We start from the raw sequence: 14,844 nt of genomic DNA on the forward strand, positions 1-14,844 counted from the left end.
GGTCGAGTCTATCGTGGGCGCAGTGAGGGCCCGCTGAGAGCGGCACCCCTAGACTTGGGGACCTATGCTTCCCCACGGAGACTCCTCCACCCCGTTCGTCGAGCTGAGCCGCTCCGACTGGGCGGAGCTGGCGGAGAACACGCGCCTGCCGCTGCAGGAGACGGAGATCGTCCAGCTGCGCGGCCTGGGCGACCCGCTGGACATGCGCGAGGTCGAAGAGGTCTACCTCCCGCTGAGCCGCCTGCTCAACCTCTACGTCGGCGGCACCAAGCAGCTGCACCGGGTGACCAGCGACTTCCTCGGCGAGCGTGCCGCGAGCACCCCGTTCGTGATCGGCGTCGCCGGCTCGGTCGCCGTCGGCAAGTCGACCATCGCTCGCCTGCTGCGCGAGCTGCTGTCGCGGTGGGACGACACCCCGCGCGTCGAGCTGGTCACGACCGACGGCTTTCTGCACCCCAACGCCGAGCTGGAACGGCTGGGCCTGATGGACCGCAAGGGCTTCCCCGAGTCGTACGACCGCAAGGCGCTGCTCCGGTTCGTCACCGCGGTGAAGAGCGGCGCTCCGGAGGTGCGCGCCCCGTTCTACTCGCACCTCAGCTACGACATCGTGCCCGACGCCGAGATCGTGGTCCGGCGTCCCGATGTCCTGATTGTCGAAGGCCTCAACGTGCTGCAGCCGGCCGGCGGCGGCAACCGGCTCGCGGTGAGCGACCTGTTCGACTTCAGCGTCTACGTGGATGCACGCACCCGCGACATCGCGCGCTGGTACGAGGAGCGCTTCCTCAAGCTGCAGCGCGGCGCGTTCACCAACCCCAAGTCCTACTTCCACCGGTACGCACAGCTGACGGAGGAGGAGGCTCGCGCACGGGCCGCGTCGATCTGGTCCGCCATCAACGAGCCGAACCTCGTGCAGAACATCCGGCCCACCCGCTCCCGAGCGAAGCTCGTGCTGCGGAAGGACGACAACCACGCCGTCAGTTCGGTTCTCCTGCGGAAACTCTGAGGTTCTTAAGCCCGACGCTCAGATGCGTGTGGCAGTCAAGCTCTGGCCATGCATGCAACCGCACCGTAAGCATGAGGCATGTCTGCTCCCCGCTCCCGTGCTGCCGAGGTCTTCGGCCGCCGCGTCCGCGAAGCGCGCATCGCCCTCGGCATGAGCCAGGAGGACATCGCCGGGCTCGCCGACATGCACGTCACCAACTACGGGCGGGTGGAGCGCGGCGAGGCGAACTCGGAGCTGCACACGATCGTCCGGTTGGCGACCGCGCTGAACGTCGACCCGGGCGAGCTGATGAAGGGCCTTTACGGCGCCGACATGCTGCCCGACCGCTCGCGCGCGTACTCGGTCGCCGACTTCCTGGCCGCGCAGCGCGAACACGAGAAGCGCTGACGCGCTAGAGCGCCAGGCGCTCCCGCACCACGTCGGCGAGCTCGTTCGCCAGGCGCTCGGCCGTGTCCTGGTCGGCGGCCTCCACCATGACGCGCACCAGCGGCTCGGTGCCCGACGGGCGCAGCAGCACGCGGCCGCTGTCGCCCAGCGCGCTTTCCGCCGTCTGCACCGCGGTCTGGAGGCCCTGGTCGGTGTGCACCGCGTGGTGGTCGACGTTCTTCACGTTGACCATCACCTGCGGGTAGACGGTCATCACCTTCGCGAGCTCGGCCAGCGACTTGCCCTGTCGCGCCATCTCGCTGAGGAGGTGCAGGCCGGTCAGGATGCCGTCGCCGGTCGTCGCGTACTCGCGCATGATGACGTGGCCCGACTGCTCGCCGCCGAGAGAGAAGTCGTGCTCGTTCATCTCCTCGAGGACGTAGCGGTCGCCCACTGCGGTCTCGACGACGCGGATGCCGTTCTCGCGCATGGCGAGCTTGAGGCCGAGGTTGCTCATGACCGTGGCCACGAGGGTGTCGTCGCGCAGCTTGCCGCGCTCCTTCATGCCGACCGCGAGGATCGCCATGATCTGGTCGCCGTCGACGACGTTGCCGTCGGCGTCGATCGCGAGGCAGCGGTCGGCGTCGCCGTCGTGCGCGATGCCGACATCGGCACCGGCGGCGAGGACGGCCTTCGCCAGATTGTCGAGGTGCGTGGAGCCGACCCCGTCGTTGATGTTCATGCCGTCCGGGGCATCGCCGATGACGGTGACACGGGCGCCGGCGTCGGTGAAGACCTCCGGCGAGATGCCCGCGGCGGCGCCGTGCGCGCAGTCGAGGACGACGTGGATGCCGTCGAGCCGGTGCGGCAGGCTGGCCAGCAGGTGGAGGACGTAGCGGTCCTCGGCGTCCGCGAAGCGGCGGATGCGCCCGACGTCGGCGCCGGTGGGGGTGAGCTTGTCGAGGTCGAGGTGCTGCTCGATGCGGTCCTCGACGATGTCCGGGAGCTTGGTGCCTCCGCGGGCGAAGATCTTGATCCCGTTGTCGGGCGCCGGGTTGTGCGACGCCGACACCATCACGCCGAAGTCGGCGTCGTAGTCGGCGATCAGGAACGCGGCGGCCGGCGTGGGGATGACTCCCGCGTCGTAGACGTCGATGCCGGAGCTCGCGAGCCCGGCCGCGACGGCGGCGGAGAGGAATTCGCCCGAGACGCGGGGGTCGCGGGCGACGATGGCCGTCGGGCGCTTGCCGGCGGCTCGCCGCGCCTCGGCGCTGCGGCCTTGCGTCAGCACAGCAGCAGCTGACTGAGCAAGGCCGAGCGCGAGGTCGGCGGTGAGACTGCCGTTCGCGAGACCGCGAACGCCGTCGGTTCCGAAAAGGCGGGGCATGGACCGAAGCCTAAACGCTCGGAAGCGTCAACGCTTGGAGAACTGCGACGCCTTGCGGGCCTTCTTGAGACCGGCCTTCTTGCGCTCGGTGACGCGGGCGTCACGGGTGAGGAAGCCGGCCTTCTTCAGGGTCGGACGGTTGTTCTCGCGGTCGATCTCGTTGAGAGCGCGCGCGATGGCGAGACGCAGCGCGCCCGCCTGGCCCGAGGGGCCGCCGCCGGTGATCCGGGCGACCACGTCGTAGGAGCCGAGGAGGTCGAGCACCTTGAACGGGTCGTTGATGAGCTGCTGGTGCAGCTTGTTCGGGAAGTAGTCCGCGAACTCACGGCCGTTGACCGTGATGGTTCCGGCGCCCGGGACCAGGCGCACGCGCGCGATGGCCTCCTTGCGGCGGCCGACGGCCGCACCCGGAACGGAGAGGACGGGACGGGGCGCGGCCGGGGCCGCGCTCTCCGGGGTCTCGGTCGAGTAGGACTCGACGTTCTCGACCTGGGCCGAGTCGATGCTGTCTGCGATCTTCGCCACGGTGGTGATAATCCTTTGTCTCTAAGTCTGAAAGTCGTCTAGCGCGCTTACTGCGCGACCTGGCCGAGCGTGTACGGCTTCGGCTGCTGGGCGGCGTGCGGGTGCTCGCTTCCGGTGTAGACCTTCAGCTTGCGGAGCTGGGCGCGACCGATGGAGTTCTTCGGGAGCATGCCGCGGACGGCCTTCTCGACGGCGCGGATCGGGTTCTTCTCCAGGAGCTCGGAGTAGGTGGTCGCCTTGAGGCCGCCCGGGTAGCCCGAGTGGCGGTACGCCTTCTTCTGAGCGGCCTTCTGGCCGGTCAGGGCGACCTTGTCGGCGTTCACGATGATGACGAAGTCGCCGGAGTCCATGTGCGGGGCGAAGGTCGGCTTGTGCTTGCCGCGCAGGAGGGCGGCGGTGTGGCTGGCGAGACGGCCGAGCACGACATCGGTCGCGTCGATGATGACCCAGTCGCGCTGGATCTCGTCTGCCTTCGGGGAATACGTGCGCGTCACAGTAGTGGCTGCTTTCTGTCTCGAACGGAGGTGTTCGTGAATCCCGCTCCGATGGGGGTTCGTCTCTCGAGAAGAGGGAACCGATGCCGGTGGAGGGCTCACGTTCGCGTGCCGCACCGCAGGAGGCGCGGACACCAAAGATCAATAGTACGGGACGGCGTCATACCCGGTCAAACCGGGCGGCGAGACGCTGAGCGCCTCGCCGCCGGGTCGACTCACGAACGAATGCAGCCCTTCACCGTCACGAAACAGCCGGTGCCGTCGTTACCGGGCGGGTAACCCCACGATGACCAGGACTGACCTTCGGTCCACACATGGTTCTGTAGCGTCCAAACGGGGACGAACACCGCCTGGTCATCGCCCACGTGTCCTACGACCCAGCCGTACAGTTTGATGCCGCCCGGGGAATACCACCACACCGGACCTCCGGAATCACCGCCACTGACCGGAATCGTGGTGTAGCAGTAGGTCGACGTCGCCGCGCAGGTGAACCTGACCTCGCCGCAGCGATATCCTCCTTCAGCCATGGTCTGCGCGGACGTACCGGAGTGACACAGCGCACCACCCGGGAGCACATCCCCTGGGTGCGCCACATCCATCACCATCGCATCCTGCCAGCCATCCGACACGCGCAGCTTCGGCTCGATTGGCTTCGTCCCGGTCGAGGTGAGACCGATGTCGGGAACCTGGCTCCTGCCATCGGCATAGGTCGTGTATGCAATGCGTCCTAGCGTTCCGGAGCCGGTCACTCCCTCGTTCATCCAGCTCCCAAGAGGCTGCGCGACGTGGCCTGCGGTCGGCACGAAGGTCACGCCGTGGTAGCGATAGATTCCCCCGCCTGTCGTCCCCCACCCGATGTGTTCTTTTGCGCCGGCGCCGGCGGGATGTGTCGCCGTGTTCCAAGTCCAGGTGTCGTCCGCCTGGGCGGGTGTGGCCGCTCCGACGCCCGCAACGACCGCCAGTGCCGCGATCGCCAGGGCACCGACGGCCCGCCGGAGCCAGCGTGGTCTGTGGTTCATCTGTCCTCCTTTGTTCTTAAGACGAGATGCGCCTTTACCACTCTTGACGACGATGCGGGCTCCTGATGACGCGAGGATCGCAGAGAATTACAGCTCGCGCCGGCTCATCGTCAGCGCCGCACCGAGGGCAGCGCGACCCCTGACTGCCGCTCCGACACCTCCCACACGCGCGCAGCCTCGGCGGCATCGCGCAGGGGACGGTAGAGCGGCTGCTCGGCCGGAGCGCCACTCAGGTGGCCGGGTCCGCTCGGGCCGTACATCGTCCCGCCCACCGCATCCGGACTCGTCGCCGCCAGCAGAGCCGGAAGGGCCGCCGTCTCCGGGGTTCCGACGAGGATGCCCCAGGCCGACAACCGGCGGATCAGGCGGACGGCACCCGTGTCCGCCGCGCGTCCGTACCCGGGCTGCGCGGCGAGCAGGTTGGTCGGGGCGACGCCGGGGTGCGCGAGGTTGCTCGTGATGCCCCAGTCACCGGCCGCGCTCCGCCGGTCCAGCTCCAGCCCGAACAGGCCGAGCGCGATCTTCGAGGCGCTGTACGCGCGCTGCGCGTCGTAGCGCCGCTCGCTCCCGAGGTCGTCCCAGTCGATCGCGCCGCTCCGCGCGGCCACGCTCACCTGCGACGTGACGCGCCCCCGTCCCTCCCGGAGGAGCGGGAAGAGGGCACCGACGAGGGCGACATGCCCGAGGTGGTTCGTGCCCCACTGCAGCTCGAACCCGTCCGCCGTGGTGCGGCGTTCCGGGGGTGTCATCAGCCCGGCGTTGTTGATCAGGATGTGGACGGGTTCCCCGTCGGCGCGCATCCCCTCTCCGAAGGCGGCTACCGAGTCGAGCGACGCCAGGTCGAGCTCCCGCAGCACGAGCCCGGCCTCCGGCACGGTGGTGCGGATGCGCGCGGCGGCCCGTTCGCCCTTCGCCCGATCGCGGACGGGCATGACGACCTCCGCGCCCGCACGCGCCAGCCGCTCCGCGATGACGAGGCCCATGCCGTCGCTCGCTCCGGTGACGACCGTCCGTCGGCCACTCAGGTCGGGAATGTCGATGTCGATGGTCCGTGCCATGGCGTTCTCCTTCTCTCGGAGACAACCCTGGATCGGCCGCAGAGACATAGCCACGGCCTGACGATCCGTGGCTGCGGAAGGCGCGGAACGGTAGACATGAAGGGTGATCGACCGCACGGGACTCGCCGACTTCCTCCGCACGCGGCGCGAGCTGCTGCAACCGGAGGACGTGGGGCTGCCGCGCGGCGCCCGACGCCGCACCTCCGGGCTGCGGCGCGAGGAGGTGGCGGCGCTCGCGCACATGTCCGTCGACTACTACTCCCGGCTGGAACGGGAGCGCGGCCCGCAGCCCTCCGAGCAGATGCTCGCCTCGATCGCCCAGGGCCTGCATCTCTCGCACGCCGAGCGCGATCACCTGTTCCGGCTCGCAGGGCACACGCCGCCCGCGCAGGGGGTGGAGAGCGAGCACGTCAGCCCGGGTCTGCTGCGCGTGCTCGACCGCCTCGACGACACCCCGGCCGAGATCGTGACCGAGCTGGGCGAGACGCTGCGCCAGAGCAGGATGGGCGTGGCGCTGACGGGCGACACCGCGTCCCTGCGCGGGCCGGAACGCAGCCTCGGAGTGCGATGGTTCACCGACCCGGCATCGCGTCGGCTCTATGCACCCCGCGAGCACGACTTCCTCAGCCGGATGTTCGCCTCCGGCCTGCGCGAGATCGCGACCGCCCGGGGACCCGGGTCTCGAGCCGCCGCGCTGAGCGAGTACCTGCGCGAGCGCAGCGAGGAGTTCCGGACGCTCTGGGCCGTGCACGAGGTCGGACTCCGACCCAAGGAGGTCAAGCACTTCATGCATCCGGAGGTGGGCGAATTGGAGTTGCACTGCCAGCAGCTCGTGGACCCCGGCCACGCGCACTCGCTGCTCGTCTACACGGCGATCCCGGGGAGCGAATCCGCCGAGAAGCTGCGGCTGCTGTCCGTGATCGGTGCGCAGTCGCTGACCTGAGGCGCCTACAGCTCCCGAAGCGCCCGCGTGCGCTCGGCTCGCAGCGCGAGCTCCGCTCCCTCGGGGTAGCCGACCTCGAGCAGGGTCAGCCCGCGCGCCGGCATCACCTTGAAGGCGCTGGTCCGCTGCCGCTCGTCGCGCAGCGCCACGAGGTCCTGCGGCGCGAGCTTGCCCTCCCCCACTTCGACACAGGCGCCCACCAGCGCGCGCACCATGCTGTGGCAGAAGGCGTCCGCCGTGAGATCGGCGACCAGCACGCCGTCGGGGTCGCGGCGCCAGGCGAACGCCTGGAGCGTGCGGATCGTCGTCGCGCCCTCGCGCGCCTTGCAGTAGCTGGCGAAGTCGTGCAGCCCGAGCAGCCCGTGCGACGCCATGTCCATCGCCGTGGCATCCAGGTCGGACGAGACCCAGGCCGTGCGATGCCGCTGCAGCGGGTCACGGAGTGAGGCGCGGTCGGCCACCCGGTACTGGTACCGCCGCCACAGCGCCGAGAAGCGCGCGTCGAAGCCGTCCGGGGCAACCGACGCCGCCAGCACGACAACGTCCGACACCGGCCCGAGGATGCCGTTGAGACGACGGCCCAGCGCCTCCTCCGCCGAGAGCGGCGGACGCTTGCCGTGCGGCTTCCGCAGCACAGCCTCCTGCTCCGGCGTCAGATCGACGTGCGCGACCTGACCCGTCGCGTGGACGCCGGCGTCGGTGCGGCCGGCGACCGTGAGCAGCGGTGGATCGCCGGCGCGACGGAAGATCGTAGCGAGCGCGTCCTCGAGGGTGCCCTGCACCGTCCGCAGCCCGGGCTGGCGGCCCCAGCCGTTGAAGTCGGTGCCCTGGTAGGCGATATCGAGCCGGTATCGCGTGGCCGACAGCGGATCAGTAGGCACGGACCAGCCCCAGCTCCTGATGCGAGGTGACGAATCCCATCCCGGTGTAGAGGCCAAGGGCGCCCGTCGGATTCTCGGCGTCGACGTCGAGGACCACCTTCTCGAGGCCGCGCACCTTCGACGCCTCGAGCACGGCCCGCAGCAGGGCGGGCGCGATCCGTCGGCCACGGTACGGACGCGTGACGGCCACTGTCGAGACGTACGAGCCGGTGAAGCCTTGGCCGGGCCAGTCCTCCTCGGCGACGTCTGTCAGCAGGACTCCGGCGACGACGTCGTCGACCATCGCGACGAATGAGAGCGACGCGTCGAAGGTGCCAGAGGTGAGCCCCGCGAACTGCTCGTCCGACAACGGCTGGCTGCCCCAGTGATCGCGGAACGCGTCGTCCCGTGCCGTGTGCACAGCAGCCGACAGCTCAGCCCGGTACGGCTCGATCCGTACCTCGCCGATCGGCGACACCTCGGGGATGGGATCGCCCAGATCGCGCTCCATCGTCTGGAAGTACCGCACGACCGCGAAGCCGCCCGCCTCGAGCAACCGCTGCCGGCCCGGCGCGCGGACGTCGGCGTAGCCGACCAGCCAGCCCGGGAGGCGCTTCTCCGACGCCGCGAGCTTCTGCTCGCCGCGGGCCCGCTGCCAGGCGAGCAGTTCGCGACCGATCCCGCGACCGCGGAACTCCGGATGGACGCCTCCGTTCATGAACTCGCGCACCAGCGTCTCCTGGCGCGGCGGCTCCATCACGATCCCGACCGCGGCTACGCGACCGTCGGCGGTGACGGCCAGCAGCGTGTCCTGCTCCAGATCGATGAAGGTGTACCCCAGCTCCTCCTCGACCTGCTCCCGGTTCGTCAGGTAGTTGGGGTGATCCTCGGTGTCGATGGCGTGGAAGACCGCGTGCACCTCATCCACATCGTCCATCGTCGCCGGGCGCCACTCGGCGATCTCCGGATGCTGCGGGCGGTGCGACGGAGGGGCGCTGACCCGCTCCCGGAGCGGCGGCAGGGTGTCGTCGGTCATGCCTCTCACCTTACGGGCCGCATACGACGAAGGCCCCGCATCCGTGGATGCGGGGCCTTCTGACGTGCAGCGGAAGGGTGTTACGCCTTCTCGGCCTCGGTCTCGGCGTCGGTCTCACCGGCGGCGTCGGCGTCGGCGGTCGCGTCCTCCGCGACCTCGGCCTCGGCAGCGGCGGTCTCGGTCGAGGTCTCCTCGGCCGGGGTCTCCTCGGCAGCGGTCTCCTCGGCGGCCGGCTCCTCGACCGGCGCGGCCTTGGGCTCGGCGGCCTTGGTCGACTTCGACGACTTCACCTTCGGGCTGACCGGCTCGAGGACGAGCTCGATCTGGGCCATCGGGGCGTTGTCGCCCTTGCGGAAGCCGAGCTTGGTGATGCGGGTGTAGCCGCCCTCGCGCTCGGCGACCAGCGGCGCGATCTCGGTGAAGAGCTCGTGCACGACGGTCTTGTCCTGGATCACGGACAGCACGCGACGGCGCGCGTGCAGGTCGCCGCGCTTCGCGAACGTGATCAGGCGCTCGGCCACGGGACGGAGGCGCTTGGCCTTGGTCTCGGTGGTCTTGATGCTCTTGTGCGTGAAGAGCGCAGCGGCCAGGTTGGCGAGCAGCAGGCGCTCGTGCGCCGGGCCGCCCCCGAGGCGGGGGCCCTTGGTGGGCTTAGGCATGATCGGTTATCTCCAGTGTTGAAAAGGTCTGAGGGTTGCAGTCGGACGACGGGCCTCAGATGGTGGTGGACTCGTCCTCGTCGTAGCCGCTGTAGAAGTGGGCGCCGTCGAACCCGGGGACCGAGTCCTTCAGCGACAGGCCCATCTCCGTCAGCTTGTCCTTGACCTCATCCACCGACTTCTGACCGAAGTTGCGGATGTTCATGAGCTGCGTCTCCGACAGCGAGACGAGCTCGCTGACGGTGTTGATGCCCTCGCGCTTGAGGCAGTTGTACGAGCGGACCGACAGATCCAGGTCTTCGATCGGCATCGACAGCTCGGAGCTGAGGACCTGGTCCACCGGCGCCGGGCCGATCTCGATGCCCTCGGCCGCGCTGTTGAGCTCGCGGGCCAGACCGAACAGCTCGACCAGCGTGCGGCCGGCCGACGCGATCGCGTCGCGCGGGCTGATGGCCGGCTTGGTCTCGACGTCGACCACGAGGCGGTCGAAGTCGGTGCGCTCGCCGGCACGGGTGGCCTCGACGCGGTAGGTGACCTTGAGGACCGGCGAGTAGATCGAGTCGATCGGGATCTGGCCCGCCTCGCTGTACTCGTTGCGGTTCTGCTGGGCCGACACGTAGCCGCGGCCGCGCTCGATGGTCAGCTCGACCTCGAACTTCGCCTTGTCGTTGAGGGTCGCGATGACCAGCTCGGGGTTGTGGATCTCCACACCGGCCGGAGCCGAGATGTCGGCGGCGGTGACCTGACCGGCGCCGGTCTTGCGGAGGTACGCGGTGATCGGCTCGTCGTGCTCGCTCGAGACCACCAGACCCTTGATGTTCAGGATGATCTCGGTCACGTCCTCCTTCACGCCCGGAACCGTGCTGAACTCGTGCAGCACGCCGTCGATGCGGATGCTGGTGACAGCCGCGCCGGGGATGGAGGAGAGGAGGGTGCGACGGAGCGAGTTGCCCAGGGTGTAACCGAAGCCCGGCTCCAGCGGCTCGATGACGAACCGCGAGCGGAACTCGGAGATGTTCTCTTCGGTGAGCGTAGGACGCTGTGCAATGAGCACTATTGATTCCTTCCGGCTAAGTGTCCGCTATATGACACTTGCTTCTACTGAGGTGGGGGTGTCACGCCGTCAGGCGGCGACCCGGTCGAGTCGCCGCCTGCGGCGGACTGAAGAGAACTGCTTAGACGCGGCGACGCTTCGGCGGGCGGCAGCCGTTGTGCGCCTGCGGGGTGACGTCGTTGATCGAGCCCACCTCGAGGCCGGCGGCCTGGAGCGAGCGGATCGCGGTCTCGCGACCCGAACCCGGGCCCTTGACGAAGACGTCGACCTTCTTCATGCCGTGCTCCTGCGCCTGACGCGCAGCCGACTCGGCCGCGAGCTGCGCCGCGAACGGGGTCGACTTGCGGGAGCCCTTGAACCCGACGCCGCCGGACGAGGCCCAGCTGATCACGGCACCGGTGGTGTCGGTGATCGAGACGATCGTGTTGTTGAACGTGCTCTTGATGTGGGCCTGGCCCACAGCGATGTTCTTCTTTTCCTTCTTGCGCGGCTTACGAGCGGCCGACTTGGGTGCTGCCATTTATCTACTCCTGCAATCCTGGTTGTCGGCCTAGCGAGCCTTCTTCTTACCGGCGACCGTGCGCTTCGGTCCCTTACGGGTGCGCGCGTTCGTCTTGGTGCGCTGGCCGCGGACCGGGAGGCCCTTGCGGTGGCGGATACCCTCGTAGCTGCCGATCTCGACCTTGCGGCGGATGTCGGCGGCGACCTCACGGCGGAGGTCACCTTCGACCTTGAAGTTGCCCTCGATGTAGTCGCGGAGAGCGACGAGCTGCTCGTCGGTCAGGTCCTTGACGCGGATGTCGCCCGAGATCTCGGTCTCGCGCAGAGTCTGGAGGGCGCGGGTGCGGCCGACTCCGTAGATGTAGGTGAGTGCGACCTCCACGCGCTTCTCGCGCGGGATGTCGACGCCTGCTAGACGTGCCATGTTGTTGGCTTCTCCTGTGATGAGTGGAGGTCTGCAGCGGTCCCGGTGCCCCGGCCTCCTCCGAGGGTGTCCCCCGCACCGCTTTCACGGCTGCGGGATCTGGGATCGCCTGTTCTCTATTCGGTTATGAGCGCTGCGATCAGCCCTGGCGCTGCTTGTGGCGCGGGTTCTCGCAGATGACCATGACCCGGCCGTTACGACGGATGACCTTGCACTTGTCGCAGATCCGCTTGACGGAGGGATTGACCTTCATTGTGTTTTACCTTTGTTCGCTGTCCTCGTACCTCGCCCGGGGCAACCCGTGGGCGTGGCCGTTACTTACAGCAGACCTTTACTTGTAGCGGTAGACGATCCGGCCGCGGGTCAGATCGTAGGGGCTCAGCTCCACGATCACGCGGTCCTCGGGGAGGATGCGGATGTAGTGCTGACGCATCTTGCCGGAGATGTGGGCAAGAACCTTGTGACCGTTCGTCAGCTCGACGCGGAACATCGCGTTGGGCAGAGCTTCGATCACGGATCCTTCGATCTCGATGACACCGTCTTTTTTGGCCATAGCCTCACTGTCGCTAAAAGTAGTGGTTTGCTGGTCGTGCGTTGACTGGCGGAAGGCACGTCGGAACGCGCCTAAGACACCAAGGATCTATCTTATGGGAAAGGGCGCGATTTCGCCAATCCGAGTGTATTATCTGCGCCCGGTCACGGAATGGGCGTCGGCGTGACGCCGAACGGCGCAAGACCGGCCGCGCCGCCGTCCGCCGCGGTGAGAACCCAGATGCCGTTCTCGTGCACGGCGACGCTGTGCTCCCAGTGCGCTGCAGCCGAGCCGTCCTCGGTGGCGACGGTCCAGCCGTCGTCCTTCACGTAGGTCTCCTGGTCACCCAGGACCACCATCGGCTCGATCGCCACGACCAGCCCGGGACGCACCTCCGGGCCCTTCGCTCGTACCCGGTAGTTGAACACCGGCGGCTCCTCGTGCATCCGCCGGCCGATGCCGTGACCGATGTAGTCGGTCAGGATGCCGTACTCGCCCTCCGCGAGGATGAAGTCCTCGATGGCCTCCCCCACCTCGTTGAGGTAGCGGGCCTGGGCCAGCGTCGCGATGCCGCGCCAGAGCGACCGCTCCGTGACGTCGGCGAGGCGCTGCCGCTCCTCCACTCGCTCCGGATGCGCCGGGTCGGGTAGAACGAACGTGCGCGCCGCGTCCCCGTTCCAGCCGCCGAGGATGGCGCCGCTGTCGACCGAGAGGATGTCGCCCGGCTCCAGCACTCGGCCGCCTGGGATGCCGTGCACGACCTCGTCGTTCACTGACGCGCAGATCGTGTGGTGGTAACCCGGCTCGAGCTTGAAGTTGGACGAGCCGCCCGCCTCCACGATCGCCCGCTCGGCGAGGGTGTCGAGTTCGAGCGTCGTGATCCCCGGCGCGACCGCCGCCGCCACGGCGTCGAGCGATGCAGCCGTCGCCCGTCCCGGAGCGACCATGTCGCGGAGCTGGGCGGGCGTCTTGTAGATCGACCTCTTGAACTTCATCGGGAGGACGGCCGTCAGGCCACGGACTCGCCGGTGGCGGCACCCGCGACCGGGTTGATGCCGCGCTCGGCGAGGGCCGCGGTGATGCGCTCGGCGACCTCGTCCATCCCGCCCAGACCGTCGACCGGCACCAGCAGACCGCGCTCGCGGTACACGTCGATCAGCGGGGACGTCTCGCGCACGTAGACCTCCTGGCGGTGGCGGATCGCCTCCTCCGAGTCGTCCGCACGGCCCTGCTCCTGTGCGCGCTTCGTCAGCCGCTGGACGATCTCGTCCTGGTCGGCCGTCAGCTGGATGACCGCGTCGAGCTTCTGTCCGTCGCCGGCCAGGAGCTGGTCGAGGTATTCGACCTGCGCCAGTGTGCGCGGGTAGCCGTCGAGCAGGAAGCCGTTCGCGGCGTCCTCCTCGCGCAGCCGGTCGGCGACCAGCTGGTTCGTGAGGCTGTCGGGAACGTAGTCGCCCGCATCCACGATGGCCTTGACCTGCTTGCCGAGCTCGGTCTCGTTCTTGATGTTGGCCCGGAAGATGTCGCCCGTGGAGATGTCGGGGATCCCGTAGGTGGTGGTGATGCGGGAGGCCTGAGTGCCCTTGCCCGCTCCGGGGGGACCGACGATCAGCATTCGGGTCAACGCAGAAGCCCTTCGTAATGCCGCTGCTGGAGCTGGGAGTCGATCTGCTTGACCGTCTCCAGCCCGACACCGACGATGATCAGGATGGACGTGCCGCCGAACATGAAGTTCTGGCTCGCGCCGATCAGCGCGAAGGCGACCAGCGGTATCAGCGCGATGATGCCGAGGTAGAACGAGCCGGGCAGCGTGACACGGGTGAGCACGTAGTCCAGGTACTCCGCCGTCGGACGGCCCGCGCGGATGCCGGGGATGAAGCCGCCGTACTTCTTCATGTTGTCCGCGACCTCCTCCGGGTTGAAGGTGATGGCGACGTAGAAGTACGTGAAGCCCACGATCAGGAGGAAGTACAGGAGCATGTAGAGCGGGTGGTCGCCCTTGGTCAGGTAGTTCGTGATCCAGGTGACCCACGGCGCCGGGGCCTTGCCCGCGGCCGGCTGGTTGAACTGGGCGATCAGGGCCGGCAGGTACAGCAGCGACGAGGCGAAGATGACGGGCACGACGCCGGCCATGTTGACCTTGATCGGGATGTACGTGTTGTTGCCGCCGTACGTGCGCCGTCCGACCATCCGCTTCGCGTACTGCACGGGGATGCGCCGCTGCGACTGCTCGACGAAGACGACGCCCATGACGATGAGCAGTCCGATCGCGATCACGACCAGAAGGATCTCGATGCCCTGCGACTGACCGACCGCCCAGAGGGAGGACGGGAACTGCGCGGCGATCGAGGTGAAGATGAGGAGCGACATGCCGTTGCCGATGCCGCGCTCGGTGACGAGCTCGCCCATCCACATGATGAGGCCCGTACCGGCGGTCATGGTGATGACCATGAGCATGATCGCGTACCAGGAGTCGTCCGTGATGAGCTGCGTGCACTGCGAGACGGCGGTGGTGCCGAACAGCGCGCCGCTGCGGGCGACGGTGATGAGGGTCGTCGACTGGAGGACGCCCAGCGCGATGGTGAGGTAACGCGTGTACTGCGTGAGCTTGGCCTGACCGGCCTGGCCCTCCTTGTAGAGGGTCTCGAAGCGCGGGATGACCACGCGCAGCAGCTGCACGATGATCGACGCGGTGATGTACGGCATGATGCCGAGCGCGAAGATCGAGAGTTTGAGCAGGGCGCCGCCGGAGAACAGGTTGACCAGCGAGTAGAGACCCGAGGTGTCCTGGTTGGCGTTCAGACAGGTCTGGACGTTGCCGAAGTCGACGAACGGCGCGGGGATGAACGACCCCAGCCGGAACAGGGCGATGATCGCCAGGGTGAAGAGGATCTTCTTGCGAAGGTCCGGGGTGCGGAAGATCCGCGCAACGGCGCTAAACAAACCTGCGTCCTGCTTTCCTAAGAGTCAGTCGGGTGGCCGG

19 protein-coding genes are annotated in these 14,844 nt (G+C 68.3%); 3 read left to right on the forward strand and 16 right to left on the reverse strand.

Annotated elements, in window-relative coordinates:
- Window positions 1-64: 64 nt before the first annotated feature.
- Both coaA and AB0P25_RS03260 read left to right on the forward strand, forming a co-directional pair.
- Complete coding sequence (gene coaA, locus AB0P25_RS03255; protein ID WP_363805367.1) at window positions 65-1,003, forward strand: type I pantothenate kinase; 939 nt, start codon at window positions 65-67, stop codon at window positions 1,001-1,003.
- 78 nt (window positions 1,004-1,081) lie between these two features.
- Entirely contained in the window at window positions 1,082-1,390 is a 309-nt protein-coding gene (locus AB0P25_RS03260; protein WP_363805368.1) for a helix-turn-helix transcriptional regulator, read from the forward strand.
- A gap of 4 nt (window positions 1,391-1,394) precedes the next feature.
- On the opposite strand, the gene glmM is transcribed toward AB0P25_RS03260, so the two are convergent.
- From glmM to AB0P25_RS03285, 5 genes are all read right to left on the reverse strand, one after another.
- Entirely contained in the window at window positions 1,395-2,756 is a 1,362-nt protein-coding gene (glmM, locus tag AB0P25_RS03265; protein ID WP_363805370.1) for a phosphoglucosamine mutase, read from the reverse strand.
- A 27-nt stretch (window positions 2,757-2,783) separates the two neighbouring features.
- Entirely contained in the window at window positions 2,784-3,281 is a 498-nt protein-coding gene (gene rpsI / locus AB0P25_RS03270) for a 30S ribosomal protein S9 (RefSeq protein ID WP_175337730.1), read from the reverse strand.
- 47 nt (window positions 3,282-3,328) lie between these two features.
- Window positions 3,329-3,775, reverse strand: coding sequence for a 50S ribosomal protein L13 (gene rplM, locus AB0P25_RS03275; RefSeq protein ID WP_363805371.1), 447 nt, complete (start codon window positions 3,773-3,775; stop codon window positions 3,329-3,331).
- Window positions 3,776-3,990: 215 nt separating this feature from the next.
- Window positions 3,991-4,794, reverse strand: coding sequence for a hypothetical protein (locus AB0P25_RS03280; protein WP_363805372.1), 804 nt, complete (start codon window positions 4,792-4,794; stop codon window positions 3,991-3,993).
- 110 nt (window positions 4,795-4,904) lie between these two features.
- Window positions 4,905-5,852 carry an SDR family oxidoreductase gene (locus tag AB0P25_RS03285; RefSeq protein WP_363805373.1) on the reverse strand — a complete coding sequence of 316 codons (948 nt, stop codon included), beginning with the start codon at window positions 5,850-5,852 and terminating at the stop codon, window positions 4,905-4,907.
- Window positions 5,853-5,955: 103 nt separating this feature from the next.
- On the opposite strand from AB0P25_RS03285, the gene AB0P25_RS03290 reads away from it, so the two are divergent.
- Complete coding sequence (locus AB0P25_RS03290; RefSeq protein WP_363805374.1) at window positions 5,956-6,795, forward strand: helix-turn-helix transcriptional regulator; 840 nt, start codon at window positions 5,956-5,958, stop codon at window positions 6,793-6,795.
- Between the two features lie 5 nt (window positions 6,796-6,800).
- On the opposite strand, the gene truA is transcribed toward AB0P25_RS03290, so the two are convergent.
- The 11 genes from truA to secY all read right to left on the reverse strand — a co-directional run bounded on the left by truA (window position 6,801) and on the right by secY (window position 14,804).
- A complete protein-coding gene (gene truA, locus AB0P25_RS03295; protein WP_363805375.1) occupies window positions 6,801-7,676 on the reverse strand; it encodes a tRNA pseudouridine(38-40) synthase TruA in 876 nt (291 codons plus the stop codon).
- Window positions 7,666-8,691 carry a GNAT family N-acetyltransferase gene (locus tag AB0P25_RS03300; RefSeq protein WP_363805376.1) on the reverse strand — a complete coding sequence of 342 codons (1,026 nt, stop codon included), beginning with the start codon at window positions 8,689-8,691 and terminating at the stop codon, window positions 7,666-7,668. Before AB0P25_RS03300 ends, truA begins: the two co-directional genes overlap by 11 nt.
- Before the next feature lie 80 nt (window positions 8,692-8,771).
- Window positions 8,772-9,350: a 50S ribosomal protein L17 gene (rplQ, locus tag AB0P25_RS03305; protein WP_363805378.1), complete on the reverse strand. Its 579-nt coding sequence runs from the start codon at window positions 9,348-9,350 to the stop codon at window positions 8,772-8,774.
- A 55-nt stretch (window positions 9,351-9,405) separates the two neighbouring features.
- A complete protein-coding gene (locus AB0P25_RS03310) occupies window positions 9,406-10,404 on the reverse strand; it encodes a DNA-directed RNA polymerase subunit alpha (RefSeq protein ID WP_041767718.1) in 999 nt (332 codons plus the stop codon).
- A 121-nt stretch (window positions 10,405-10,525) separates the two neighbouring features.
- Window positions 10,526-10,924, reverse strand: a complete 399-nt coding sequence (gene rpsK / locus AB0P25_RS03315) for a 30S ribosomal protein S11 (protein WP_018191944.1) — start codon at window positions 10,922-10,924, stop codon at window positions 10,526-10,528.
- Between the two features lie 30 nt (window positions 10,925-10,954).
- Window positions 10,955-11,329 (reverse strand): 30S ribosomal protein S13, encoded by a 375-nt coding sequence (gene rpsM / locus AB0P25_RS03320; RefSeq protein WP_018191945.1) that lies wholly within the window; start codon window positions 11,327-11,329, stop codon window positions 10,955-10,957.
- A gap of 139 nt (window positions 11,330-11,468) precedes the next feature.
- Entirely contained in the window at window positions 11,469-11,582 is a 114-nt protein-coding gene (gene rpmJ / locus AB0P25_RS03325) for a 50S ribosomal protein L36 (protein ID WP_018191946.1), read from the reverse strand.
- Window positions 11,583-11,660: 78 nt separating this feature from the next.
- Entirely contained in the window at window positions 11,661-11,882 is a 222-nt protein-coding gene (gene infA / locus AB0P25_RS03330; protein ID WP_011186713.1) for a translation initiation factor IF-1, read from the reverse strand.
- Between the two features lie 143 nt (window positions 11,883-12,025).
- Complete coding sequence (map, locus tag AB0P25_RS03335; RefSeq protein WP_363805380.1) at window positions 12,026-12,856, reverse strand: type I methionyl aminopeptidase; 831 nt, start codon at window positions 12,854-12,856, stop codon at window positions 12,026-12,028.
- Window positions 12,857-12,870: 14 nt separating this feature from the next.
- The gene (locus tag AB0P25_RS03340) at window positions 12,871-13,485 is read right to left on the reverse strand and encodes an adenylate kinase (protein ID WP_363805381.1); all 615 of its coding nucleotides are present in this window, start codon (window positions 13,483-13,485) and stop codon (window positions 12,871-12,873) included.
- Window positions 13,482-14,804, reverse strand: coding sequence for a preprotein translocase subunit SecY (secY, locus tag AB0P25_RS03345; RefSeq protein ID WP_064109768.1), 1,323 nt, complete (start codon window positions 14,802-14,804; stop codon window positions 13,482-13,484). Before secY ends, AB0P25_RS03340 begins: the two co-directional genes overlap by 4 nt.
- Window positions 14,805-14,844 lie beyond the last annotated feature (40 nt).

This window comes from Leifsonia sp. NPDC077715 (genome assembly GCF_040686855.1).
In the GTDB taxonomy this organism is placed as follows: domain Bacteria; phylum Actinomycetota; class Actinomycetes; order Actinomycetales; family Microbacteriaceae; genus Leifsonia.